The 24,023-nt window shown below is 66.5% G+C and carries 21 protein-coding genes and 1 riboswitch; of the genes, 13 read left to right on the forward strand and 8 right to left on the reverse strand.

The genetic code is table 11. The features are described from left to right. Window positions 1-88 precede the first annotated feature (88 nt). From ACTWPB_RS21035 to ACTWPB_RS21055, 5 genes are all read left to right on the forward strand, one after another. Window positions 89-895 (forward strand): LppX_LprAFG lipoprotein, encoded by an 807-nt coding sequence (locus tag ACTWPB_RS21035; RefSeq protein WP_446222288.1) that lies wholly within the window; start codon window positions 89-91, stop codon window positions 893-895. Window positions 896-1,147: 252 nt separating this feature from the next. After that, the gene (locus ACTWPB_RS21040; protein WP_446222289.1) at window positions 1,148-2,614 is read left to right on the forward strand and encodes a fatty acid desaturase; all 1,467 of its coding nucleotides are present in this window, start codon (window positions 1,148-1,150) and stop codon (window positions 2,612-2,614) included. Window positions 2,615-2,660: 46 nt separating this feature from the next. Further along, on the forward strand, window positions 2,661-3,830 hold the full coding sequence (locus tag ACTWPB_RS21045; RefSeq protein ID WP_446222290.1) for a type III polyketide synthase: 1,170 nt from the start codon (window positions 2,661-2,663) through the stop codon (window positions 3,828-3,830). 12 nt (window positions 3,831-3,842) lie between these two features. Then, window positions 3,843-5,672 carry an ATP-binding cassette domain-containing protein gene (locus tag ACTWPB_RS21050; protein WP_446222291.1) on the forward strand — a complete coding sequence of 610 codons (1,830 nt, stop codon included), beginning with the start codon at window positions 3,843-3,845 and terminating at the stop codon, window positions 5,670-5,672. A 133-nt stretch (window positions 5,673-5,805) separates the two neighbouring features. After that, the gene (locus ACTWPB_RS21055) at window positions 5,806-7,140 is read left to right on the forward strand and encodes a TerD family protein (RefSeq protein WP_446222292.1); all 1,335 of its coding nucleotides are present in this window, start codon (window positions 5,806-5,808) and stop codon (window positions 7,138-7,140) included. Window positions 7,141-7,278: 138 nt separating this feature from the next. On the opposite strand, the gene ACTWPB_RS21060 is transcribed toward ACTWPB_RS21055, so the two are convergent. Continuing rightward, window positions 7,279-8,604, reverse strand: coding sequence for a lipase family protein (locus ACTWPB_RS21060; protein ID WP_446222293.1), 1,326 nt, complete (start codon window positions 8,602-8,604; stop codon window positions 7,279-7,281). Between the two features lie 493 nt (window positions 8,605-9,097). Here ACTWPB_RS21060 and ACTWPB_RS21065 point away from each other — a divergent pair, with 493 nt between their 5' ends. Next, window positions 9,098-9,673 carry a disulfide bond formation protein B gene (locus ACTWPB_RS21065; RefSeq protein ID WP_446222294.1) on the forward strand — a complete coding sequence of 192 codons (576 nt, stop codon included), beginning with the start codon at window positions 9,098-9,100 and terminating at the stop codon, window positions 9,671-9,673. A gap of 53 nt (window positions 9,674-9,726) precedes the next feature. On the opposite strand, the gene ACTWPB_RS21070 is transcribed toward ACTWPB_RS21065, so the two are convergent. Continuing rightward, window positions 9,727-10,857 (reverse strand): GDSL-type esterase/lipase family protein, encoded by a 1,131-nt coding sequence (locus ACTWPB_RS21070; protein WP_446222295.1) that lies wholly within the window; start codon window positions 10,855-10,857, stop codon window positions 9,727-9,729. 106 nt (window positions 10,858-10,963) lie between these two features. Between ACTWPB_RS21070 and ACTWPB_RS21075 the strand changes: the two genes are divergently transcribed. Beyond that, the gene (locus ACTWPB_RS21075; RefSeq protein ID WP_446222296.1) at window positions 10,964-11,443 is read left to right on the forward strand and encodes a MarR family winged helix-turn-helix transcriptional regulator; all 480 of its coding nucleotides are present in this window, start codon (window positions 10,964-10,966) and stop codon (window positions 11,441-11,443) included. A gap of 216 nt (window positions 11,444-11,659) precedes the next feature. Here ACTWPB_RS21075 and ACTWPB_RS21080 read toward each other — a convergent pair whose 3' ends face one another. After that, window positions 11,660-11,884 (reverse strand): hypothetical protein, encoded by a 225-nt coding sequence (locus ACTWPB_RS21080; RefSeq protein WP_446222297.1) that lies wholly within the window; start codon window positions 11,882-11,884, stop codon window positions 11,660-11,662. Between the two features lie 190 nt (window positions 11,885-12,074). Beyond that, window positions 12,075-12,267, forward strand: a riboswitch (cobalamin riboswitch). A 149-nt stretch (window positions 12,268-12,416) separates the two neighbouring features. Here ACTWPB_RS21080 and ACTWPB_RS21085 point away from each other — a divergent pair. Genes ACTWPB_RS21085 through ACTWPB_RS21105 form a run of 5 tightly spaced genes read left to right on the forward strand, consistent with a single transcriptional unit; the run spans window position 12,417 to window position 16,810 of the window. Then, window positions 12,417-13,334 (forward strand): ABC transporter substrate-binding protein, encoded by a 918-nt coding sequence (locus ACTWPB_RS21085; protein WP_446222298.1) that lies wholly within the window; start codon window positions 12,417-12,419, stop codon window positions 13,332-13,334. After that, window positions 13,331-14,329, forward strand: a complete 999-nt coding sequence (locus ACTWPB_RS21090) for a FecCD family ABC transporter permease (protein ID WP_446222299.1) — start codon at window positions 13,331-13,333, stop codon at window positions 14,327-14,329. Before ACTWPB_RS21085 ends, ACTWPB_RS21090 begins: the two co-directional genes overlap by 4 nt. Next, window positions 14,326-15,393 (forward strand): FecCD family ABC transporter permease, encoded by a 1,068-nt coding sequence (locus ACTWPB_RS21095; RefSeq protein WP_446222300.1) that lies wholly within the window; start codon window positions 14,326-14,328, stop codon window positions 15,391-15,393. Before ACTWPB_RS21090 ends, ACTWPB_RS21095 begins: the two co-directional genes overlap by 4 nt. Continuing rightward, complete coding sequence (locus tag ACTWPB_RS21100; RefSeq protein WP_446222301.1) at window positions 15,390-16,178, forward strand: ABC transporter ATP-binding protein; 789 nt, start codon at window positions 15,390-15,392, stop codon at window positions 16,176-16,178. The genes ACTWPB_RS21095 and ACTWPB_RS21100 overlap by 4 nt, the downstream gene beginning before the upstream one ends. Beyond that, window positions 16,175-16,810, forward strand: a complete 636-nt coding sequence (locus ACTWPB_RS21105) for a (2Fe-2S) ferredoxin domain-containing protein (protein ID WP_446222302.1) — start codon at window positions 16,175-16,177, stop codon at window positions 16,808-16,810. Before ACTWPB_RS21100 ends, ACTWPB_RS21105 begins: the two co-directional genes overlap by 4 nt. A 161-nt stretch (window positions 16,811-16,971) precedes the next feature. On the opposite strand, the gene ACTWPB_RS21110 is transcribed toward ACTWPB_RS21105, so the two are convergent. The 5 genes from ACTWPB_RS21110 to cysD are packed head-to-tail and all read right to left on the reverse strand — an operon-like array spanning window position 16,972 to window position 22,922. Further along, window positions 16,972-18,105 (reverse strand): sulfotransferase family protein, encoded by a 1,134-nt coding sequence (locus ACTWPB_RS21110; RefSeq protein ID WP_446222303.1) that lies wholly within the window; start codon window positions 18,103-18,105, stop codon window positions 16,972-16,974. A gap of 11 nt (window positions 18,106-18,116) precedes the next feature. Next, the gene (locus ACTWPB_RS21115; protein ID WP_446222304.1) at window positions 18,117-18,902 is read right to left on the reverse strand and encodes an SDR family oxidoreductase; all 786 of its coding nucleotides are present in this window, start codon (window positions 18,900-18,902) and stop codon (window positions 18,117-18,119) included. Beyond that, entirely contained in the window at window positions 18,899-20,116 is a 1,218-nt protein-coding gene (locus tag ACTWPB_RS21120; protein WP_446222305.1) for a hypothetical protein, read from the reverse strand. Before ACTWPB_RS21120 ends, ACTWPB_RS21115 begins: the two co-directional genes overlap by 4 nt. Beyond that, a complete protein-coding gene (cysC, locus tag ACTWPB_RS21125) occupies window positions 20,113-22,017 on the reverse strand; it encodes an adenylyl-sulfate kinase (protein WP_446222306.1) in 1,905 nt (634 codons plus the stop codon). The genes ACTWPB_RS21120 and cysC overlap by 4 nt, the downstream gene beginning before the upstream one ends. Then, window positions 22,017-22,922 (reverse strand): sulfate adenylyltransferase subunit CysD, encoded by a 906-nt coding sequence (cysD, locus tag ACTWPB_RS21130; protein WP_446222307.1) that lies wholly within the window; start codon window positions 22,920-22,922, stop codon window positions 22,017-22,019. The genes cysC and cysD overlap by 1 nt, the downstream gene beginning before the upstream one ends. 88 nt (window positions 22,923-23,010) lie before the next feature. Between cysD and ACTWPB_RS21135 the strand changes: the two genes are divergently transcribed. Next, window positions 23,011-23,940, forward strand: coding sequence for an IclR family transcriptional regulator (locus ACTWPB_RS21135; RefSeq protein WP_446222308.1), 930 nt, complete (start codon window positions 23,011-23,013; stop codon window positions 23,938-23,940). Window positions 23,941-24,023 lie beyond the last annotated feature (83 nt).

Here is a 24,023-nt window from a genome sequence, read left to right on the forward strand (position 1 = left end):
CCGACGGGGGAGCGCGCGAGATGAACGATGGTCTTCGGCTGCCTCATACCGATATACGACCATCTCCAGGGGATGACACTTGATCGACATGACACCGAACCCCACCTCGCGTCGGCGCTTCGCGCGACGTTCCGGCATCACTTCGGTCGTCGCGGCGGCGGCGGTCTGCGCTGCTCTCGTATCCGGCTGCACGAAAGACGATTCGGCCACCACGGCGGGCCCGGCGCCCACCGGCCAGCTGCCCGAGGGCGCACAGATCGTGAAGGAGTCGGCGAAGACCACGCAGACCCTGCGCAACGTGCACCTGAAGATCAACGTCAAGAACCTGCCCGACCTGCCGGTGGAAACCGTCTCCGCCGATGTCACCAACGAGACCCAGGGCTCCGGCGCCGCGATGGGTGAGGCGAAGGTCAAGCTCACCCCGGAGGCCTCCTTCACCGAGGCGAAATTCCTGGTGGTGGACAAGGTCCTGTACACCCAGGCCGGCGGCCGCTACGTGCCCGCGGGTCCGGCCGAGAAGGTTTACGATCCGGGTGTCATCCTGGACAAGGACAAGGGCATCGCGAATGTGATCGCCAATATCCAGAACGCGAAGACCGAGGGCCGTGAGGTGATCGACGGCATCAACACCGTCAAGGTCTCCGGCGCCATCGACGCCGCCGTGATCGACCCGATCGTGCCGCGCATCGGCCAGAACGCGGGCACCATGCCGATCACCGTGTGGATCCAGGACACCGCCCCGCCCGCCTCCGATTCCACCAAGCCTTCGGACGCGCCCTCCACCGGCGACGGCCCGAATCTTGTTCGCGCCGTGGTGAAGAAGGATCAGGGCGAGGTCACTGTCGGCCTGTCGAACTGGGCCGAGCCGGTCAACATCATCAAGCCCGCCGGCTGAAATTCGCCGGAACTACCGGATCAAACCACACCGGTCCGGGGTCAGCGGAACCTGGCACACAGTGCCTTCCGCCGCCCCGGGCCGGTGTGTCGTCTGGGTGTCGCCCGCGGTAAACGAATCATGAACGCACGAGTGCACATCCAATAAGAGAATGTTCAGCGAGATGCAAGGCGCCACAAGGACTATACGTGTCGGGACGCTGGTCGGCAGGCAACACGCATCGGATGCCGATCGGACACGGAGGAAGAACTAATGACGATCGATGATCGACCTGATGAAGCGGAGCGCGAGCTCCCGCCACCGCCCGGTCCGAGGGGCCGGCCTCCCGTCAACAACGTATGGGTTTATAACGGCAGAGCCTACGACCTGAGTGACTGGATCTCCAAGCATCCAGGCGGTGAATTCTTCATCGGCCGCACGAAGAATCGCGATATCACCTCGATCATCGGTTCCTACCACCGTAATCCGGAAAAAATCGCGCGAATGATCGAGCGTTACAGTCTCGGTCGCGATGCCACGCCCGAGGACATCCATCCGAAGAACAACGCCCCCGACTTCCTCTTCAAAGACGGCTTCAACAGCTGGGACGACACCCCGAAGTACAAGTTCGACAACAAGTCCGATCTGCTGCACCAGGTGAAGGCCCGGCTCGAGGAACCCGAGCTGGCAGCGCGACTGAAGCGGATGGATCGCGCGTTCAACATCGTCGTCGGTGTGCTGATCTTCGCCTACATCGTCGTGCAGGCGCTGCGTCTCTACGACACGAGCTGGATGCCGTTGCCCGCCTTCGTGATCGCGATGGTGCTGCTGCGCAGCTCGCTGGCCGGCTTCGGCCACTACGCGATCCACCGCGCGCAGAAGGGCTTGAACAAATACGCGGTCAACGCCTTCGACATGAACTATGTCGCACTGTCTTTCGTCACCGCCGACGGCCACGCGCTGCTGCACCACCCGCACACCCAGAGTGAAGTCGACATCAAGAAGAACGTCTTCACGATGATGATGCAGATCCCGCGCCTGTACCGAGTGCCGGTGCACACCGTGCACAAGTTCGGACATCTGTTGACGGGCATGATCATTCGGCTCCTCGATGTCTGCAGGCTCACCCGCAAGGTGGGCATCAAGGACATGTACGGCAGCTGGCGTGGCGCGCTGCCGCACTTCATCGGCTCGTTCGGGATGCGATTCCTGCTGGTGGCCGAGTTCGTGGCCTTCGCCTTCGCGGGCGACCTGCTCGCCTGGGGCCTGCAATTCGTGATCACGCTGTGGATCAGCACCTTCATGGTGGTGGCCAGCCACGACTTCGAGATCCCGACCGAGGAACTGCACACCGAGACCGAGGACTGGGCGGTGAACCAGCTCGAGCAGGCCTACGACCTGACCGTGGTCGGCAACAAGTACGTCGACTGCTTCCTCTCGGCCGGCTTGAGTTCGCACCGGGCCCATCACGTACTTCCGTTCCAGCGCAGCGGGTTCGCCAATATCGCCTCGGAGAACGTGGTGCGTGCGGAAGCCGCGAAGTTCGGTGTGGAGTGGCTGCCCGCCAAGAGCTTCTTCGGAGATCGTTTCCCCAAGCTGTGCCGGACCTATCTGCTCGCACCTTCGCGTGCGGCGCAGGAGAACCGGTGGGGTTTCGTGCGCGAACACTGCGCACCGTCAGCGCTGAAGACCTGCGTCACCTACACCGCGCAGGGCTTCTCCGGCATCGGAACCGTCTGACCCGGCCCGCTGCCGCCTCTGTTCTGTCTCGAAAGGATTTGTGCCCGTGTCTGTTTCCTTTGACCTGCGCCGCACGCCCGATGTCGAGCGCGGGCACGACCTGCTACCACCCACGCCGCCGACGACCGTCGGCGTGATCGAGGCGGTCGCCACCGGTTCGCCCTCGCTGGTCGTCGATCAAGCGGTGAACGCGGGCCGGGTCGCCGAACTGTTCTCCGATCCCGTTCAGCGCCAGCGTATTCCGCGGATCTACGCCAAGACCAGGATCGACACCCGCCACCTCGCCATCGACCCGCTCGATCCCGAATTCCTCGAGTTCAGCCGCAAGCCCGGCACCATCCGGGAGCGGATGAACCTGTTCGTCGAGCACGCGGTGCCGCTGGCGGTCGACGTGGCACGGCGCGCGGTCGCCGGGCTGGCGAACCCGGCCGACGACATCGGCCAGCTGATCTTCGTGACCAGCACCGGCTTCATCGCCCCCGGCGTCGACGTCGCGGTGGTCAAGCAGCTGGGTCTGTCGCCCACGGTGGGCCGGATGGTCATCAACTTCATGGGCTGCGCCGCGGCCATGAACGGCATTCGCGCCGCCGTCGACTACGTCCGGGCCCATCCGGACAAGAAGGCGATGGTGCTGTGCATCGAATTGAGTTCGGTCAACGCCGTTTTCGACGACGATGTCAACGACGTGATCACCCACAGCCTGTTCGGTGACGGCTGCGGCGCGGTGGTGATCGGCGCCAACCAGGTGCACAAGCCACTCGCACCCGGCAGCGTCGTGATCCGCGACAGCTTCAGCCACCTGTTCGACGACGCCGAGGACGGCATCGTGCTCGGCGTGAAGGACGCGGGCATCACCTGCGAACTGGCGACCAGCCTGCCCGACTACATCTACCGCGGTGTCGACCCGGTGGTCTCGGAAGTGCTGGCGCGCAACGGACTCGGCAAAACCGATATCGAGTTGTGGGCGATCCACCCCGGTGGTCCCCGCATCATCGAGGAGTCGGCGCATTCGCTCGGTATTCCCGCCGAGCTCGCCGCGCCGAGCTGGGAGGTACTCGCCGAGCACGGCAACATGCTCAGTGTCTCGCTGATCTTCGTGCTGGAGCGGATGATCCGCGACGCGCAGACATCGGCACCGATCTCGACCGGTGTGGCGTTCTCGTTCGCACCCGGTGTCACCCTCGAGGGCATCGTGTTCGATGTCATCCGCAGCTGAGAGCGCAAAGCCATGCATCTGCTCCGTTTTCTCGCCGCGCTGTCGCCGGCCAGGATCGCGGCCGTCGTCGCCGCCGGCCTGATCTGCGGCGCCGCCAACACCTACCTGGTCACGCTGATCAACGCGGTTGTCTCGCCGCGCCCGCAGCCGGATGACCTGCTGCTCCGCTTCGGGGCGACGGGTCTGGTGATCCTCGTCAGCGGTGTGCTGTCGCAGGTTCTGCTGATCCGGCTCTCCCAGGACGCGATCTACCGGCTGCGCAGCGATCTGAGCTCCGGAATCGTCTCCGCCCCACTGGAACACCTCGAACGGCTCGGCATGCATCGCCTGATGGCGACGCTCACCGAGGACGTGCGGTCACTGTCGCAGGCCGTCACCGCCATCCCCTCGATCTGTGTGGATGTGGCGACGATCGTCGGCTGCTTCGTGTTCCTCGCCGTGGTGTCGGGCCCGATCTTCGCGGTCACGGTGGGCGGCACGCTGGTCGGGATCGCGTGTGTGGAACTGGTTCTCGAGCGCGTCCGCGGTATCTACCGGGAAGCCCGTGAGAACGAGGACGCGCTGCTGCGATCGTTCCAGGCCGTCACCCTCGGCATCAAGGAACTGAAGCTGCACCGTGGCCGTCGCCGCGACTTCATGGACCGGCACCTGCTCGGTTCGGCGGGCACGCTGCGCGACCAGAACACCGACGCGGGCTCGAAGTTCTCCTATGCCCAAGGCTTCGGCCAGGCGTTGCAGCTGGGCACGATGGCGCTGATCCTTTTCGTCATCGCGGCCGCACTGGATCTGCCGCGCGAGACGATGGTCGGCTACGTGCTGGTCACCACCTTCTTGGCGATGCCGATGCAGAACTTCATGCACCGCATCCCCGACCTGCTGCGTGGTGATGTGGCGCTGGCCAAGATCCGGGCGATGAACCTGTCGATGACCACGTTGCACGACGAGGAGTCGCTGCCGTATTCGGAGCGTCCAGCGGCAGGGGAGGCCAAGCTGGAACTGACGAACGTCAGCTACATCTATCGTTCGGAGGCGCCATCTCAGGTGCCACCGCCGCCGGGATCGCATGGGCCGGGTGGGCATCCGCCGCGTCCGGGGATGCCGCCGCGTGAGGGCAACGGCAGGCATCCGCATCCGGCGCATCCCGGTGCGCATCCGGGTGGTGCGCAGGTGGATGTCAACGGTAAGAACTGGGTCGACCACGGTGGCACCGATGTGCGCCCGCTGGCTCCGCCGCCCGGACTCGACGAGTCCGCCGACGCCGGTTTCCGGCTCGGTCCGATCGACCTGGTTTTCGAGCCGGGCCAGATCACGTTCATCGTCGGTGGCAACGGCAGCGGGAAGTCGACGCTGGCCAAGCTGATCACCGGTCTGTATGTGCCACGCTCGGGGTCGTTGTCGCTCAACGGGGAGAGGATCGACCACGACAACATCGAGTGGTACCGGCAGAATTCGTCGGCGGTGTTCACCGATTTCCATCTGTTCGAGGATTACCTGGGTTTCGACCGCCCGGGTATCGACGCCGAAGTCCAGCGTTATCTCGACGAGTTGCAGATCGCGCACAAGGTGACCGTGCAGGACGGGCGGTTGTCGACCGTCGACCTGTCGCAGGGGCAGCGCAAGCGCCTGGCCTTGCTCACCGCCCTGCTCGAAGACCGCCAGATCTACGTCTTCGACGAATGGGCCGCCGATCAGGAGCCGCGCTTCCGCGACGTGTTCTATCACGAGATCCTCACGGATCTGAAGCGCCGTGGAAAGACGGTCATCGTGATCACCCACGATGACCGGTACTTCGATTGCGCCGATCAATTGGTGAAGCTCGACCTCGGTCTCGTCGCCGTGTAGTGCGTGAACGCCGGTCCTACGGGGCCGGCGTTGTCGCGTGTCAGGCGCGGTCCGGGACCGATCGCAGAGCTCAGGACCATCGGCAGCGCTGCGGGTACCGTGGGGCTCAGTCGACTGGCGGAGGGGCAGAATCATGAGTGGGAGTGCGGCAACGATGGTCGAGGTGTCCAAAGGGTCCAAGACCGATCTCGTCGACGGGCAGTACACGGTGCGCCTGGATCTCGACAGCCCGGCCGGGGCGGTGGACATTGCCGCGGTGCTGTTGACCGCCGACGGCAAGGTGCGCTCCGATGCCGACTTCGTGTTCTTCAACAATCCGGCGGCTTCCGGTGTGCGGTTGGAGTCCGATGCTGTTGTCGCGGTCGATCTTTCGGCTTTGCCTGCCGAGATTCATCGGGTGGTGATCACCGGAAGTACCGAGGCGCAGGGGATTCGGTTCGGTGCGGTGGCCGGGCTGCGGGTTTCCGTCGTCGGAGCGAGTCAAACGGTGAGTTTCGTGCCACCTGGTCTGGATTCGGAGACGGTGCTGCAAGCTGTCGCGCTGTACCGACGGGGGAGTGGGTGGCGGCTCGATGCGATCGGCCAGGGGTATAGCGCCGGACTGGCGGCCTTCGCGACCGATCACGGCATCGTTGTCGATGCGGAAGAAGAACCGGCCGAAGTGCACGCGCCGCCGAGTGTGACCGAAGTGCCTGCGCCGCAGAGTGTTACGCCCCCTGCGCCGTCGGTCGATCTCCGCAAAGTCGATGTCGTTCTGACCAAGGATTCGCCAGACCGCCGCGCGACCATCGACCTTCGCAAGGGCGATCCCGGCTACGTGCTGACAGTCGGCCTCGAGTGGGACGGTCGCGGCGCGAAATACGACGCGAACGGCCGCGTCACCGAGTTCGGCACGGGCGACCTGGACGTGTACTTCTTCTGCCGCAACGAGATCACCGGCGACTACGTGGTCCTCAGCGGCGAGAAGGGCCATCAGGGCGACATCACGCAGTGGCCGTTCATCCACCACCAGGGCGACACCCGCGGCCCCGGCGCCAACAACCTCCCCGCCACCGAACAGGTCACCGTCCGCCCCACCGAAAACGGCGACCTCCTCCTCAACGTCTACCAATCCGTCGACAACGGCGCGGGCGCCATCGACAAATTCGGCAACCCCCGAGTCCGCGTCCGCTACGGCCGCCCCGGCCCCGACGGCCTCCCCGACAAGGACGCCGACCAGATCACCGTCATCATCGGCAACGGCAAGAGCTCGTTCTGGGCCACCGTCGCCCATATCGATGTGCGCGACGGCATCCTCACCGTCGACGGCACCATCCACTACAGCCGAGCCTTCAGCGAACGCATGCCCGTCCTCGACACCGACGGCACCTGGGTCCGCTCCGCCAAGAACGGTCCGGTAGGCCGCAGCAAGAAGGCCAGCGGTCTGGGTCTGAGTCGCTATGAAGGCCAGTGCCCCACCCCTCGCTGAGAGAACACTTTGATATCGGCGCACCGCCGATGGGGGTCGAACCTTCGCCGGAGCCGTGGAAGGCGCTGGATCGGGGCCGGCGACCAGTGGGGCGCGGGATTGCTCTCTCGCGCCCCACGGCAACATCCCTGGCCGAGGTCAGGGCAGAGCAGCGCAGTTGCTCGGCGCTGGTGTGCCGGCGAGACGTTGGGTGAGCCAGTCGTGGGCCGCGACAGTTGCGGGCAGGAACTCCACCAGGTGGCCGATCGCGGTGCTCGGGAACAGGGGCGGGAGCCACACTGTCGGTTCGAACTGCACCTTCGCGCCCTGCGCGCACCAGTCGACGGCCAGTTGGCGGACCTGCGGATAGGTCAGGACATCATCGTTGGTGCCGCCGGCGATCAAGACGGGTGCGGCGGGTTTACGCCTGCCGATGCGCTGCTGGTCGACGATCGCGGTCAATTCCGGTGAGCTGTCGATGATCTCGGCGGGTGTGCGACCACCGGCGGTGTACCAGGTCACCGGTCTCAGCATGGTCCGGATTACCGCCTCGGCGATACAGGTGGTGGCCAACTCGGCCATCATCTGCTTGCCCGCGGGGTTGGTCGCGGCGTCGACGATCGGCGCCATCTCGGGATCGTTGGCGACGATCCCGTTGAGCACATAGCCCAGCAAACCTGATGCGAAGCCGCCGATCACGCCGGGCACGATCCCGTTGATCGCGGGGGCGCTGAGCATCACCGCTCGCAGGTCCGCGGGCGGCGCGCCGGTGTAGGTGCCCCGCACGTCGAGTTCGGGGGCGTAGTCGCCTTGCAGTTCGGCGGCAGCGGCAGCGGCACCCCCACCTTGGGAGTAGCCGAAAATCGCGCTGGGGCGGGTGATCCCGGTCAGCGATTCCGCAGCGCGGATCGAGTCGAGGACCGCGTGGGCTTCGGCAGCCCGGTTGACGTAGTCGTGGACCGCGGGGGTGCCGAGGCCGTGATAGTCGGTCATCACGACCGCCATGCCGCGGGCGAGCAGCGAATAGGCGGTGGTCATCTCGTAGCTGACCCACACATCGAGTGGGAAACGGTAGTGGATGAGCTCGGCGAAACCCTTCGACGGTGCGCACTGGTCGCCTTGGCCCTGAGTTCCGGGTGCGACCGCGACGAGTGGTCTGGGACCGGGTCCGTTCCACGGGAGGGTGGGTTCGAGGTAGGTCCCGGTCACCGCCGCGGGGGTGCCGTGGGTGTCGGCGCTCAGATACATGATCCGGGTGGCGTTGGCGGGGACCTGCCCGTCCTGGCCGGGAACCGCGAGGGCGAGGGTGAACGGTTCGCTACGCAGGATCTGGCCGGGTGCCCCCGCTGGTAGCGGTGCGGGCGGCAGGTAGAAGTCGCTGCCCTGGGCGGAGCCCGACGCCGAGCCCGAATCCGGTGCGGTGGCGGCGGGTCCAGCGCCCACGGTCAGCACTGCGGCGACGGCGAGCATTGCCGCGCTGAGCATCGCCTGACCTCGGATTCTGTGTCCGCCACGCGTCGGTCGCATGTTCGTGCCGGTTGACATCGGGTCCCCCATTGTGAATCTAGTTCACATTGAATCCGATTCAGATTTCCATTGTGAGAGTTGAGTGTCAACCGTCACATCGCACTGATAGGGAACACAGGCGACCGTGCCCTCGGGAACCGGTTGCCGCCACTCATTGTCGAGCCTTGTGCCCGGCTCGGTCGGCCGAATCGTTCGGTGTGCAGGGCTCGGCGCGGCCAACCGAGCGGGTCGATCCCACAACTGTCGTGGACCCCAGCGCAGTCGACGATCCCTCTCTACTCGCCTGGTACGCCCAATTCGCCCCAACGAAGCCTCAGGACGACGAGCGCTGAGCGGGTCACCGGCCGTCCGTCCACAGTCGAACAGCCTGGTCGGCGTGTTCGCGATACAGCACACCGCCGGAATCGCTGGCGATGCGTAGCGTGCGTAGCTATGGACACGCTGATCTTCGGTGGTCTGCTGGTCGGCGGTGATCTGTGGCGGTTTCGCCGTGCAGTTCATCGACTGGGAGTACCCGTGCCCGCTGTGCATGCTCCAGCGGATGTTCATGGTGCTGGCCGCCCTCGGCGGTGCGTTCATCGTGCGCAAGGGGATGAACGGCGTCATCGTGGCGCGCGACTACGCGGTTGGCTGGGGTCTGGCGCTAATCGGGTGCGTCGGTGGCGGTTTCACCGCATGGCGGCAGACGATGTTGCATATTCTGCCGGGCGATCCGGGTTACGGCGGCGCCGTCCTCGGTGTGCATCTGTATGTGTGGGCGCTGGTTCTCTACGTCGCCGCGATCGCCACCATCGGTGTCGTGACGACCTTCTCGTACCCGACCGCGGCCACGATCATCCCGCCGTCACTCGCCCTGATCGGCAAGCTGGCGCTGTGGTTGTGCGGTCTGGTGATCGCGGCGAACCTGGTGGTCGTCTTCGGTCTCGAGGGTGTGCATTGGAAACTGCCCGATGACCCCGCGTGCTACCGAGTGTTCTACGACCTCGGCATCCTCGACGGCGGGTGCGTACTACCCCCGGCCGAGTAGCACGCTCCCACCGAAGGAGACACGGTGGGAGCGTGGCGATCTCGATCGATGTCTCAGTGGAAGAGGGCGGTGAGGTCGACGGTGGCTGCCATGGCGGCGGCGCCGGCGTCGTTGAGGTGCATGCCGTCGCCGCTGTCGAACTCGGGCCTGATGTAGTCGGGGCGCTGGGGGTCGGCTACGGCCCGATCGACGTCGAAGATCGAGTCGAAAACATCAGTGGTGCGCAGCCATTCGTTGACGGCGCGGCGGGTCGGCTGGGTTTCCAGTAGCGGCATGCCCGGGTAGACGCACCCGGCATAAGGGCCGATGGTGGCCGCGTGGATGCGCAGCCCGGCGGCGTGGGCGCGGTCGGCCAGGTCGATGAAACCGGCGATCAATTCTTCGGTGGTCGCGGAGGGCTGTCCGCCCATCGCCCCGAGGATGAGGTCGTTGATGCCGAAATTGATCAGGATGTCGGTGACACCGGGGACCTGCAATGCGTCGGAATCGAAACGGCGCAGACCGGATTCGCCGATTTCCTCTGCGGTGAGGCGATTGCCTGCGATGCCGTTGTTCACCACCCAACCATGGGTGAGGCGGGCGTTGAGCACGTCGACCGAGCGGCGATTGGCGCTCAGTGTGGTACCGACGCCCTCGAACCAGGAGTCGCCGAACGCGACGGCGACCGGCGTCTGATCGGTGACCAGCACGTCGATTCCGGTGACGAAGAATCGGAACGGAACCTCTTGCGCACCACTGAGTTCCACGTCGGAGGTGTGGTCACCGGAGACGATGTAGGCGATCTCGCCAGGTTGGTGGGAGTAGGTAGCCAGGCCGGTCGAAGTCGCGACGTTCAGGCTGAGCAGCAGGTCTTCGCCCGCGGCGACCGGCAGGTCGATCGGATCGCTCACGAGTTCGGCCCCCGCGTCGATGGTGACCTCCGCCGCGCCGCCGAACGTGATCTCTCGATCCGCGATGATCGCCGATCCGGTCTTGCGTTGTGCGATGCGTGCGGCCCCGATCCGCAGTGGTGCGAGACCGTATCGGTTGGTCAACCGCACGCGTACCGCGTCGCCGCCCCCTGTCATGTGCACGACGTGGCGCACGGTTTCGTCACCGAACTCCCGTGACTCGGCGAGCTTGATCTGCTCGTTCGGGTCGATGACGCCGGTCCGGAAGCCCGCGATCCACCTGTTGCGCTGCATGATCTCTCCAATAATTGCTGTGCGGAATAATGCCTACGCATAGGTTTACCCGTAGGTATTCCTCATGTCAACTATCCGCATGACAAATATCGGCTAAGCTGGCCTCATGTCCGTGCACGAGCTATTCGACGACCCCCGCTTCACCATCTCCGGCCTGCTCTTCGAGGCACACAACGGCCTGATCGCCAAGCTCGAGCCGACCTGGAAAGCGCACGGTCTCTCCGGCCTCGACCTCAATGCCCTGCTGAGACTGAGTCGCTCCCCGAGTTGCCGCCTACGGATGTCTGATCTCGCCACCCAAACCGAGCTCTCGACCAGCGGCGTCACCCGGCTGGTCGACCGATTGGCCACCGCGGGACTGGTCGAACGTCAACTCGACCCGACCGACCGCCGCAGCGCCTACGCGGCCTTGACCGATGCGGGCATCCGCCGCCTCGAACAGGTTCTTCCCGACTACCTCGCCGGCCTCGAACAGTGGCTCACCGGTCAGCTGACGCCCACCCAACTCGACGGCTTGATCACCGGCCTGCGGGTGATCCGTGATGCCACCAACCCGGCGGCGACCGCCGTGTCCGACCGGTCCTGAGGCTGGTCACGCGGTGAGCGGGATCGCAGGTGAAAAGCAGGCGGGTCGGCTTCAGGGGAGTGAATGGTACCGGTGATACGGTGCCGACCCGCCTGCCTTCCATTCGTCGCGGGCGTCGGCATGGATGGGAGTTCGCGAACTGGATGGCGAAGTCCCGCACCGCAACTCGCAGTTCAGGCACCGCAGACCCGGTAAGCGCCGGGTCTGCGGTGGGGGTCAGCGGAACGGGACCCAGGTGCCGAAGAACCAGAAGCCGTGCTGCGGCGCGTCGTTCCGGTGCTGCTGCGGCTGTTGCTGCGGCCGGTGCTCCTGGCTCTGCCCGGGCCCCTGCTGGTCGTGCCTACCCGGATCCGCGCTCGCCACGCTCGCCGTCGCGCCGAGCACCCCGAGTGCCAGAGTGCCCGCCACCGCGGTCTTGGCCAGTGTCGATTTCATCCTCATGCGCGTTCCTCCTGATCTTCGATCTCACTGCCGAGATCGTCGGCCGGCCGAAGTGCTCGGCCGATAGCTGAATCTTCGCGGCCCAACCGTCGAGCCTGGTGGGACCCGGCTGGGAGTCGGCTGTGTATCGAATCCGGAGTCCGCGCTCGAGCACAGGCCCCGGCGCCGACCCTCGATGGAGGCGACGTTGCTACAGTGCACCAGCCGTGGTGTTCGGGAAACCGGTGTAGAACCGGTGCGGCCCTCGCCACTGTGATCGGGAGTTGTGAATCGATCCGGACGACGTATGTCGTCCGGAGCCACTGGGGCACCTGCCCTGGGAAGGTGGATTCACCGCGCACTATCCCGTCAGCCAGGAGACCGGCCACGGCTACGCAGTACCCCATTCCACGAGGACCTGGAAGGCCGTCTCTTGACCCGCTCTGTTTTCGCGCGCTTACGTTCCGGCGCGTTGCTCGCCTGCACGATTGTTGTCACCGGTTGTGGTGTGCAACCCCTCTCCGACGCGGGGGGCGCAGCTGTTGTCACCCGCGTGAACTGTGGGATCGACGTCGCCGTCGATGGCCCACCGCAGCGGATCTACGCCGCGTATCAGCCGTCCATCGAGATCGCGCACGCGCTCGGTGTCACCGATCGGCTGGTGGGGACGGCATTCCTGGACTCCGCCGTGCTCGACGAATATGTCGGCGCGCAGGCGCGCGCACCGTACGTCGAGAAGCTGCCGAGTCGCGACGAACTGCTCGCCCAGCGACCCGACTTCGTCATGTCGGGTTTCAACGGCATGTTCGCGTCCTCGGCGCAGAAGAGCGTCGGTAACCGGGCAAGCCTGCACGAGTTGGGCGTGCGCACCTGGGTGCTGAGTCCGCTGTGCCCGAGTGCCGACGGGCTCGCCGACGAAGCGATCGACCCCGATACCGTGCGCTTCGACAACGTGTACGCCGACCTGCGCGACCTCGGTGCGCTGTGGGGCACCGCCGAGCGCGCCGAAGAGGTTGTCACGCAGCTGAGTTCGCGCATCGACGCGGTCCGCGCGAAGGTCGGTAACGCTGGGAAGCCGCGGGTCGCGGTCGTCACCCCCAAAGACGACGGCTCCTATACCGTGGCAAGCGGCATCGACTTCGTCACCCAGATCATCGAGGCCGCCGGTGGAGTGAATGTCTTCGCCGATCTCACCTCCAAGCGCAACGTGCCTGTCGGCGCGGAAGAGCTCATCGCCCGCGACCCCGACATCATCCTGACCAGCCTGTGCTGCAAGGCGACCTACACGCGCGCCGACGCTCAGCCCCAGGTCGACAAGATCGTCGCAAACCCCGCGTTCGCGAATCTGGCGGCCGTGCGGAACGCGACCGTGCACCCGTTCCTGTTCGCCGACCGGGCGGCAGGGGTGCGGATCGCGCACGCGACCGAGCTGGTCGCCGAATTGATCCATCCCGAGCTGTTCCGGCGGTGACGCGCACCGCACGCGGCACCGGTCTGATCCTGGCCGGCGCCGCGCTGGTGGCTGCCTGCGTCGCGTCCATCCTGATCGGTTCCCACCCGCTCACCCTCGACCAGGCCGTGGTCGCGTTCACCGATTTCCAGGGGACCGACACCGACCGGGTCGTGCGCTACATCAGGCTGCCGAGAACTGTCGCGGGACTCCTCGCGGGCGTCGCGTTGGCGCTGGCGGGCGCGGTGATGCAGGGGCTCACCCGCAATCCGCTGGCCGGACCTGGCCTGCTCGGCATCAACGCGGGTGCGTCGCTGTCGATCGTGATCGCGATGGGTGCGTTCGGCCTCACGGCGACGGGCGGATTCATCTGGTTCGGCTTCCTCGGTGCCGCGGTCGCCGCCGCGTTCGTCTACACGCTGGGATCGTTGGGGTTCGGTGGCACGACCCCGGTGAAACTGGCGCTCGCGGGCGCTGCCTGCACCGCACTGTGTGGATCGATCACCACGGCGATCACCCTGCTCGACCGGGCCCTGTTCGACAACTTCCGGTTCTGGGTGGTCGGCTCGTTGGCTCGCGCGAACATCGAATCCGTGTGGGAGACAGCACCGTTCATCGCTGTCGGGTTGTTGCTGGCGGTAGTGGTGGCACGGCCGTTGAACGCCGTCGCCATCGGTGACGACATGGCGCGCACACTCGGCACCCGACTGGCCGCGACGCGCGCGACCGGTGCGTTGAGCGTGGTGCTGCTCGCAGGCTCGGCGGTGGCCATCGCCGGGCCGATCGCCTTCATCGGCTTGGTGATCCCGCACATCGCCCGATTCTTCGCCGGACACGACTACCGGTGGATTCTGCTCTGGTGTGCGCTGCTGGGTCCGACGCTGCTGTTGGTGGCCGACATTCTCGGACGGATGCTGGCGCGGCCACAGGAAATCCAGGTCGGCATCATCACCGCCTTCGCGGGCTCGCCGTTCTTTCTCTATCTCGTGCGCAATCGAAAGGTGGCCACCCTGTGACGCGCACCGAGTGCGGCGTGCTGCCCAGCGGCACGGTGTTGCTGCGAACACCCGACCGGCGCATCGTCTTTCGCGTCGGGAAACGATCCGCGGTCCTGACCGTGCTGATCACGGCGGCCGCGGTGGCGGTGGCGACGTGGTCACTCACGATCGGCTACTACCCGCTCACGGTCGCTGACGTGATCCGGGTTCTCGGTGGCGGTGGCACGCTCATCGAGTACGACGTGGTGGTGGGCGATCGGTTGCCGCGCGTGCTCACCGGGCTGTGTGTCGGCGCGGCCTTCGCGATGTCGGGGGCGATCCTGCAACGGATCGCGACCAATCCATTGGTGAGTCCCGAGATCATCGGGATCAACGCGGGCGCTTCGCTGGGTGCGTTGGTGGTGAGCGTGTTGCTCGGCGGCGCCGGGCTGGGGCTGGTCGGCGGCGCGGTGCTCGGCGCCGGGGTGGCCATGGCGCTGATCGTGGCCGTGGCCACCAAGGACGGACTCGACGGCTATCGACTGGTGCTCGTCGGTATCGGTGTCACGGCGATGCTGTCCTCGGCCATCGCGTTCATCCTGACCATTGCCGACAACTACCAGGCGCATACGGCCGCCATGTGGCTCACCGGCAGCTTGGCCAACCGCGATGGGAGCCACGTCGGGTTCGCCGCGGTGGCGCTGGTGGTGGTCGCGGCGCCGCTGATCGTTCTCGCTCGCTCGTTGCCGCTGCTGGAAATGGGCGACGAACTGGCGAATTCGCTGGCCGGGCGGCGCGGCCCGCACCGCATCACGCTCATCGTCGTCGCGGCCGCCGCCGCGACCCTGGCGACGGCCGCGGCCGGACCGATCAGTTTCGTCGCCTTGGTGGCGCCGCAGATCGCGCGACGGCTACTTGCCGAACGCGGTGCCGGGCTCGCGCCCGCGGCCGCCACCGGGGCATTGCTGGTGGTCGCCGCCGACCTGGCCGCCCGGCGGCTGTTCCCGGCAGAACTGCCTGTCGGGGTGGTGACCGCCATCCTCGGCGCTCCCGTTCTCGTCTACCTTCTCGCCCGTGCAACCCGGATCGGACACGCTGGATGACCGCACACCTGACCACTGAGGGACTCACGCTCGGCTACGGCGACACCGCGATCGTCACCGAGGCCACCGTCGACTTCCCGACCGGTGCGATCACTGTCATCGTCGGCCGCAACGGCTGCGGCAAATCGACCCTGCTGCGTGGCCTGGCCCGACTGATCGCGCCCACGGCGGGCGCGGTCCTGCTCGACGGCGCCGATATCGCCCCGCAGCCCGCGCGCACGGTCGCGCGCCGGCTCGGCATGTTGCCGCAACAACCTGTCGCCCCCGACAGCATCACCGTGGGTGAACTCGTCGGCCGTGGTCGCCATCCGCACCAGCGCTGGTTTCGTCAATGGTCGGCGCGCGACGGCGAGGCCGTGCGAAAAGCGCTGGCGGCCACCGACACTCTCGAGTTGATCGACCGATCGGTGGATCAGCTCTCCGGCGGCCAGAAACAGCGGGTGTGGATCGCGCTCGCGTTGGCGCAGGACCCCGAGGTGATGCTGCTCGACGAACCGACGACCTTTCTCGACCTGGCGCACCAACTCGACGTTCTCGACGTCCTGCGAAACCTGTTGCCGCGCACCATCATCGTGGTCCTGCACGACCTGAACCTCGCTGCCCGCTACGCCGACCATCTCGTCGCCGTACAGGACGGCCGCGTGGTCGCTCAGGGTTCACCCGCCGAGATCGTGCGCCCCGAGCTGGTGTCGGAAGTCTTCGGCATCGACTGCACGGTGATCGAGGACCCGATGACGGGCACACCGCTGGTGATTCCGGCCCCGCGAACGGTGCGCACCGCATGACGCGCCGGTACGTCCTCGTCGCCCGGCCGACTCCGTCGGGCGTCGACCTGCCGTCCGTCGAAGCTCTGGCGCAGGCCTGCGGGGTCGACTACGCGCTGCTCGACCAGGAGGAGCCGACCATCCACACCGCACTGGATACCGCCGCCCGCGACGAATCGCCGGTCACCCTGATCCCGCTCGCCGTGCCGCGCGACCGCTACCTCGAGACCTGGATCGCGCGGGCGGTAGCGAACTGGAAGGAGACCCGCGCGTGCGAACTCGACGTGCGCATCACCGACGGCATCGACACCGCCGATGGATTCGCCGATGTGGTGCGTTCCAGGATGTCCGAGGACGGCGCACCGGTCACCGCGAGCCCGCGAGCGTTCCGCAGCCCGGCCTGGTCCGAAATCCCGGACCACACCTCGCACATCCTGGTGTGCCGAGGCCCCCGCTGCACCGTGTACGGCGCGGGCGAGCTGCACCGGAGGCTGCGCCGCGACCACCCCGGCGCCTTGATCACCGCGACCGGTTGCCTCAACCCGTGCAATCTGGGCCCGCTCTACATCACCTACCCGGACGGCGAATGGCATACCAACGGCATTCGCGGGGGTGACCCCGTCGGCGCTGCGCGCGATAGCCCGACGGAATGATCGCGGAACCGACCACGATCCACCCCGACCGGGCCGCGCGGCGGCCGGCCCTCGCATGCTGATCGAGAAGCAGCGCTGGGCCGGGATCCGCAGTGCGGCGGTGACGGTGCTCTTTCGCCGGTGGCGTTCTTCATGCCAGAGGTGAGGACCCAGGGGAGATGTCATCGTTGGAAACGTTCGGCGACCATCTCCTCGGACAATCCGTAGTCGGCGAGGGAGTAGTGGTGGGTGGGTTTGCGTGCGCCCGTACGGCTTTCGTGGTCAAGGGCGGTGATGGCTGTTCTGGCCTCGGGGGTGAGGGTGGTGCCGGTTCGGGAGTAGATGCGGTCGACGACGCCAAGGGGGTCGGTGCGCAGGTCGTCGAAGTCGACGTCGATGAAGGTGGCTGCGGGGTGGCGGGTGCGGGCGGCGGTGAATTCCGTGAGGCCGCGGGCCCAGAGGTCGAGTTGGGTGCGGCCGATGGTGTCGCCGGTGAAGACCGTGGACCAGCCTCGGGTGGCGTGTTCGTTGAGGCTGCAGACCGACGGGATGATGGTGGCGGGGTCGCGGTGGGTTTGGATGACGATGGCGTCGGGGTAGGTCGCCAGCAAGGCGTCGAGGCAGAACAGGTGGCTGGGGTTCTTGAGGACCCAGCGGCGGGTGTCGTTCATGCCGATCAGCTGCAGGTTGCGGCGGTGGCGTGCGTAGGCGGGTGTCCAGTCCTGACCGGCCAGCCATTGCGCGTAGCCCGGTACGTAGGCCAGACATTGATAGGAGTGCGACATGCCCGATTGGCGCAGCAACTGCCAGCATTCCTCCACGTCGGAGGCGCTCATGTAGTGCAGTCCCATGAACTCGGGGTTCTGCACCTGATGCTGTCGCAGACCCGCGTCGATCTGCTGGTAGGCGGGATTGTCGCCCCAGGTCTCGCGCGGAGGTCGCGGCTGCGGGAAATCGGTCAGCCACATCTCCAGCCCCTGATTGGCCGGATCAGCGGCCAGCAGCCGGTGTAGTGCGGTGGTACCGGTCCGGGGCAGCCCGGTGACGAAAATCGGCTGGGTGACCGGTGTTTCGACGTAGCCGGGATTTGCCGCCCACGCGGCTTCACTCAGCGCACGAGCGACCAGCGCACCGCGCAGGAAGAATCGCGACATCTTGGAGCCGAGCTCGGTGAGCCCGGCCTCGTCGCGATACGAGTCGAGCAGAACCTGCATCGCCTCGGTGTAGTCGTCGGTCCCGAATTCGGTGAGACCGGTGAGTTTGGTGGCTGAGGCGTGCAGGTCGGCCACGGTGCCGACGTCGGTGCGCACAGTCATCAGAGAAGCTCCTAGTTGTGGTATTCGCCGCAGTTGACGTCGAGGGTCTGACCGGTGATCGCCGACGACCAGTCGGAGGCGAGAAACACCACGGCACGGGCGACCTCGTCGGGCTCGGGTAGCCGTTTCAGATCGGATTTCGACGCGGTCTGCTCGTAGACCTGCTCGACGGTGATGCCGTATTTCCCGGCGACCTGACCGAAATACCACTTCAGCTGATCGGTCCAGATGTAGCCGGGCAGCACGCTGTTGACCCGCACGCCCTTGCCGCCGAGTTCGGTGGCCAAGGTCTGCGACATGGCCAGCAGCGCGGCTTTGGTGAGTTTGTAACTGCCGTACCGAGGTTCGGAATGACGCACGACCATCGAATTGATCATCACCACAGCGCCTTTGGCCTCGGCGAGCGCGGGCGCGAACGCCTGCGTCATCCGCAGGCCGCCGAGCACCGTCATATCCAGGCTCGACCGGATGTGGTCGAAATCGGTGCGGTCGAGTGGTTTCATCGACGGCACCGAGAACGCGTTGTTCACGAGTGCGTCGACCCGGCCGAAGGTTTCGACTGTGCGCGTCACGAGATTCTGTACCGCGGCCTCGTCGGTGATGTCGGTGGGCACACTGAGCGTGGCACCGCCTGCGGCCTCGATTTCGGCGGCTACCTCGTGCAATCGGGATTCGGTGCGTGCCGCGAGCACGACCGTCGCGCCCGCCGTGGCCGCTTCCAGGCAGATCGACCGCCCGAGCCCGGGGCCGACCCCGGAGACGACGACGACTTTCCCGTCCAACAGTGCCCCGCTCATCCGAGCATCCTTTCGGCGAATGCCCGCTGCCGGGCGCTGATCCGGTCACGCCATCCTGCGGCGTCGATCCGGTTGTTCTCGAAGTACGGAAGGTGTTGCGTGATCTCCTCGATCGGTACCACGGAGACGGTCGGCCCGTCTGCCTCGGTCATCGGCCGATCGGTGCGCTGCCACCGGAACTGCAGAATGCCGCGCGTGCGGCCGGTGGTCTCGATCCAGTTCGCGATGCCCGGATCCTGCTTGCTCACCACCATCCGGATCAGACCATCCGAATCAACCTGGGCCTGAGCGTGATTGAGGCTGGTCTGGTGGTTGACATAGTCCAGCGAGATGTACCAGAGGCTGCCCAGCTGGAAACCCTGGTACGGCGCATCGGATTTCGGGACGGTGATCACCAGGCCCTGATCGTCGGCGAGATCGAAATGCCCGACCGAGGAGTACTGGGTGCTCAGCCCACCGGGGGTGCGCCGGGGTGCGGTGAGGGTGTTCACCGGCAGATCGAGGTAGAACCACTTCGGGAAGTTGAACCAGGTGTGTACCCGGGTGAGCAGCATTTTCGCCGCCGCGCCGTACCGTTTGCGGATCCGCGCCAGGTCCGGTTCTACCGGTGCGGTGCCGATAGTGTCGACCCGTTCGATCCGGATCGAGCCCTTGCGCTCGGTCCAGTCGCTGTAGACCTCGCGCACGGCCAGCATGGACGCGCCCTCCCCGAGTGGGAAGTAGTCCGGGCCGGCATCGTCTTTCGGCGGTCCGAAGCGAAGCGAGAAGCTGCCGTCGGCGGCGATCGGAATGCGCCGGTCGTCGAAGGCATCGGCGCCGCCGGGCACATCGGTCGCGGTGTAGTCACCTTTGAGGACCTGGAAACTCAGGTCGACGGTGCTGCCACGCACCCCGCTCACCACGTACTCGGCGGTCGGCTCGATAGTGGCGTGGTAGTAGAGGGTGTCCGGGTTGTCCAGGCCCATTTTGGCGTACGGGCCCGTCGAGGACACGAAGTAGGGATGCGACGTGCCATGCGCGCCCGAAAGCCGCAGGCACGCGGCGACACTGGCGGCGAGATAGTCGTAACCCTCGGCGAGGTCCTGATCACTGCGGACGAATTCCGCTCCGGCGATGAGTGTTTCGGCCTGAGCCACAGCGGCGAGGAACGGCGCGGTGAGCGGTTCCGGTGGCGCGCTGCTACCGGATTCGATGGCGGTACTGGAGTGGGTCAACGGTCTGCGATTCCTAGCTCTCGGAGGATATGGGCGGCGATCTCGGAGGGTGAGCCGAGATCGGGAGTGATGACAAGATCGGCGTGCTCGGGCCGTTCATAGGGGGAGCCGATCCCGGTGAAGCCGGGCAGTTCGCCCGCGCGGGCTTTCGCATAGAGGCCCTTGGAGTCTCGGCGCTCGCAGACCGAGAGCGGGGTGTCGACGAAGACTTCGTGAAACGGCAGCTCGCGGTCGGCATGGGCGGTTCGGGCATCGGTGCGTTGCGCGGCGAACGGGCTGATCACCGACACGATCGCCACCGCACCCGAATCGGCGAACAACGCGGCGACTTCGGCTACCCGGCGCACGTTCTCGTCCCGGTCGGCGGGGGAGAAGCCGAGGCCCGCGTTGAGTCCGTGCCGCAGGTTGTCGCCGTCGAGCAGATAGGCGGGACGGCCGGCCGCGACCAACTGCCGCTCCAGCTCGACGGCCAGCGTGGACTTCCCCGACCCGGACAGGCCGGTCAGCCAGACCGTCGCGCCCGGATGTCCGCGCTCGGCGCGACTCACCGCCGAGCGATGCCAGACCAGAGACTGCGCTAAGCGCACACTGTCGTCGCCCTCGGTCGCGGTATCGATCAGTGTCCGCTCAGCGCGGTCCAACCCCGATTCCCGACCGGTCACCATCCCCGCGGCAACCGTCTGATCGGTCACCGGATCGATCAGGATAAAGCTGCCTGTGCGCCGATTCTCCCGATACGGATCCGACAGCAATGGTTGGCGGCTGCGCAGACGGACGCGCGCAATGTCGTTGAGCGACAGAGACTCCACGTCCTCGACTCGGTGCAGAGTGTTCACGTCGAGGCGATAGTCGATGGCCGTGACCTGCGCGGACGAGGTCTGCGCGGCGGTGCGCACCCAATACTGCGCGCCCTCGCGCAAATGCGAACTCTCCGAGAACCAGCACACCATCGCGTCGAGCTCGGTGCCGATATGCGGACGATTGCCAGGCCGGGCGAGCAAGTCACCGCGCCCGACATCGATGTCGTCGTCGAGCGTCAGCGAGACAGCCATCCCGGTGAACGCCTCATCGACCTTGCTGCCGCCCGGCCCCCAGATCTGCCTGACATGGGTCGACCGACCCGCGGGCAGTACCACCACTTCGTCGCCGGGCTTGAAGATGCCGCCCGCGATGGTGCCCGCGTAACTGCGGTGGTCGAGCCCCTCCTGCGCCCGGATGACGTACTGGATCGGCAGCCGGGCATCGATGAGGTTGCGGTCCGAGGCGATGTGCACGTCCTCGAGGTGGCGCAGCAACGGCGGTCCCGGATACCAGTCCATGTGCTCGGAACCGTCGACGACGTTGTCGCCGAGCAGCGCCGAAATGGGCACGAAGCTCAGATCGCCCACCGTCAGTTTGGTGGCGAACGCGCCGAACTCGGTGCGGATCTCCTCGAAACGCTCCTGCGACCAGTCGACCAGGTCCATCTTGTTCACGCACACCACCAGGTGCGGCACGCCGAGCAGTGTCGCGAGGAACGCGTGCCTTCGGGTCTGCTCGGAAACACCGGTGCGCGCGTCGACCAGGATCAGCGCGAGGTCCGCCGTGGAGGCGCCGGTCACCATGTTGCGGGTGTACTGCACATGCCCGGGGGTATCGGCGATGACGAATTTGCGGCGTGGTGTCCTCACGTAGCGGTAGGCGACGTCGATGGTGATGCCCTGCTCGCGTTCGGCCCGCAGACCGTCGGTGACCAGCGCGAGATCCGCCGCGTCGCTGCCACGTTCGGTGCTGACTCGTTCGACGGCGGCGAGTTGATCGTCGAACAGGGACTTGGAGTCGTAGAGCAGCCGGCCGATGAGGGTGGATTTGCCGTCGTCGACGCTACCCGCGGTCGCCAGTCGTAATAGGTTGCGGCGCATCAGAAATAGCCCTCTCGCTTGCGGTCTTCCATGCCGGTCTCGGAGATCCGGTCGTCGGCGCGGGTAGCGCCGCGCTCGGTGAGCCGGGTGGCGGCGGTCTCGGCGATCACCGTCGCTGGGGTGTCGGCGGTGCTCTCGAGGCATCCGGTGCAGGTGGCGTCGCCGACCGTACGGAAACGGACGGTGGCTTCGAAGGTGCGTTCACCGGGAGCCGGGGTGATGAATCGTGTTGCCGGCAGCAGCATTCCGTCGCGTTCGATGACTTGCCGCCGGTGCGCGTAGTACAGCGACGGCAGTTCGACGGCCTCGCGATCGATGTACTCCCAGATGTCGAGCTCGGTCCAGTTCGACAGCGGGAACACCCGGATGTGTTCGCCGGGCTGATGGCGGCCGTTGTAGAGGTTCCACACCTCGGGTCGCTGTGCTCGCGGGTCCCATTCGCCGAAACTGTTGCGGAAGCTGAACACTCGCTCCTTGGCGCGGGCCTTCTCCTCGTCACGGCGTGCGCCGCCGAACGCCGCGTCGAACCGGTGCTCACCGATCGCGCGCAGCAAGGTGGTGGTCTGCAAAGGGTTGCGGGTGCCGCCGGGGCGTTCTACGGCGCGGCCCGCGTCGATGTCGTCCTGGACCCGGGCGATCTCGAGGCGTGCCCCGGTGTGCTCGGCCGTGCGGTCGCGGAACTCGATCACCTCGTCGAAGTTGTGGCCGGTGTCCACATGCAGCAGCGGAAACGGCAACGGCGCCGGCCAGAACGCGCGCCGTGCCAAGTGCAGCAGCACGGCGGAATCCTTGCCGCCGGAGAAGAGCAGGGCCGCTCGCGCGAGAGTGGCCGCGACCTCCCGGAAGATGTGCACCGACTCGGCCTCCAAGGCCGCCAGATGCGATAACTCGTACCCCGCCTGCACTGTTCACCCACTTCGTTCGCGCATTTTCACCGGGAAGATTTCCCCGACGGGTTGCGATGTCGAATATTCGACGCTAGTGTTCGGTATTGTGACACCGACGATAAGCCGGGCCGAGCGCGCCGGTCAAGAGGTGACCCCGGATTCGATGGGCGATACCGAGATGTCCGGCGCCGCGTCGCCGCCGACGCAGCGCGTGGTGAAGGTGCTCGAGCTGCTGTCACGGCACGCCACCGAACGTCTGTCGCTGGCCCGCATCGTGCGCGAAGCGGGGCTGTCGCGCGCCACCGCGCACGCTGTGCTCACCCAGCTGACCGCCGATGGCTGGACGGTGCGCGACGATGACGGCTGTTACGGCATCGGCTTGCGGCTACTGACGGTGGCCAGGCGCGCCGAAACGGCGTTTCCGCTGCGCCGCACCGCGGTTGCGCATCTGCACGCGCTGTCCGAGCAGGCCGGCGTGCCGGTCTTCCTCGCCGAACGCGCCGGGGACAGCATCGTGGTCACCGAGGTCGTCGGTCATCCGTCGGCGGGCTGGATCCGTCCCGGTCGTCGGCTACCGTTCGCACCCCCCGTCTGCCGCGAATTCGTCGCCTGGGCAGCCGAACCCATCAGGCAGGCGTGGATCGCCACGGCCGACCCGGCCCACCGTGACCGCCTCACGCGCGTACTCGCCGAGATCCGCACCCGCGGCTACTCCGTGGAACGCCTGGTCGACGATTCGACACCGATGCTGGAAGTACTTGCGGGCCTGCGTGATTCACCGATCACGGCCGCGTTGCGCGCCCAACTCGGTTCCGTCATCACCGAACTGATCACCATCGACTACCTCCCCGACGAACTCGGCCCCGAAAACGCCGTCGTCACGCTGTCGGCCCCGATCCGCGACCGCGCCGGTGCGGTCGTCGCCGCGGTCGTGAGCTGCCCCGATAGTCGGTTGTCTGCCCGTGCCTTGAGTGAGCTCGGCGCGGCGACGGTGAGCGCCGCCGACCGAATCACCTCCGGCGGGCCGGGGGACTGACCCCCGGTCGCGCGCTCCAGCGAGACCACAGCCGCACCGAATGCCACGCGAACAGGCGAATTCGAGTTCTCGGCGACGGTGGT

The sequence above is a fragment of the Nocardia sp. IBHARD005 genome (assembly GCF_052814245.1).